The sequence below is a fragment of the Streptomyces sp. NPDC042364 genome (assembly GCF_056437585.1).
Map to the genome: position 1 here is coordinate 1 of NZ_JBWKAJ010000062.1, position 1112 is coordinate 1112.

General features: G+C 72.8%; 2 protein-coding genes. Both read left to right on the top strand.

Annotated features, from left to right (window positions below; all coding sequences use genetic code 11):
* Nucleotides 1–516, top strand: a 516-nt coding sequence (locus AC067N_RS38900) for a glycine cleavage T C-terminal barrel domain-containing protein (protein ID WP_478683682.1), incomplete at its 5' end; no start/stop codon positions are given.
* On the top strand, nt 509–1111 hold the full coding sequence (locus AC067N_RS38905) for a sarcosine oxidase subunit gamma (RefSeq protein ID WP_478683683.1): 603 nt from the start codon (nt 509–511) through the stop codon (nt 1109–1111). The genes AC067N_RS38900 and AC067N_RS38905, both read left to right, overlap by 8 nt.
* Nucleotide 1112: the final 1 nt, after the last annotated feature.

A 1112-nucleotide genomic window follows, 5' to 3' on the forward strand; every position in this document is an offset into this window, starting at 1 on the left:
CTGTGGGAAGCACTGCACCAGGCCGGCACCCCCTACAGGATCACCCCCTACGGCACCGAGACCATGCACGTCCTGCGCGCCGAGAAGGGCTACCCGATCATCGGCCAGGACACCGACGGCACCCTCACCCCCCAGGACCTCGGCATGAGCTGGGCGGTGTCGAAGAAGAAGCCCGACTTCATCGGCAAGCGCTCCCACGCCCGCGCCGACACCGCCCGCCCCGACCGCAAACACCTCGTCGGCCTGCTCCCCGAAGACCCCGCCACCCTCCTGCCCGAAGGCACCCACCTGATCGCCGACCACGTGCTGCCCGCCCCGCCCGTGCCGATGCTCGGCCACGTCACCTCCAGCTACCGCAGCGCCGCCCTCGGCCGGACCTTCGCCCTCGCCCTGATCAAGGGCGGCCGGGACCGCATCGGCGAACGCCTCTACGCCCCCGTCGGCGACCGACTGGTCCCCGTCACCGTCGCCAGCCCCGTCCTCTACGACCCCCAGGGAGCCCGCCGCGATGGCTGACACCGCCCTCACCTCCCCGCCCCGCAGCCCCCTGACCCACGCCACCTCCCGACTGGCCGCCGCCACCCACACCTCCAACGGCCACGTCCGCCTGGCCGAACTGCCCTTCCTCACCCAGATCAACCTGCGCCTGGACGCCAAGAGCCCCGCGGCCGACACCATCGGCCTCGCCCTGGACCTCGCCCTGCCCCTGCAACCCAACACCGCCGCCCGGGCCGGCGAGCTGACCGCGCTGTGGCTCGGCCCCGACGAATGGCTCCTCATCGCACCACCCGGCGCCGAACACCACCTGCAGACCCGCATCCGGCAGGCGGCCGGGAACCAACCGGTCTCCACCGTCGACGTCTCCGCCCAGCGCACCACACTCCTGATCACCGGCCCCCACGCCCGCGACATCCTCGCCCACGGCTGCCCACTGGACCTCCACCCACGCGCCTTCGGCCCCGGCCACTGCGCCCAGACGACCCTGGGCCGCACCCAGGTCGTCCTCGTCGCCCGCGACGAACCCAGCACCGGATTCTGGATCCTGGTCCGCTCCTCCTTCGCCGGCCACCTCGCCGACTGGCTCCTCGACGCGGCCACCGAGTACATGTGAG

What these genes read in the sequence shown, in the direction of transcription:
- AC067N_RS38905 (WP_478683683.1), top strand. Translation starts at nt 509, where the DNA reads ATGGCTGACACCGCCCTCACCTCCCCGCCCCGCAGCCCCCTGACCCAC.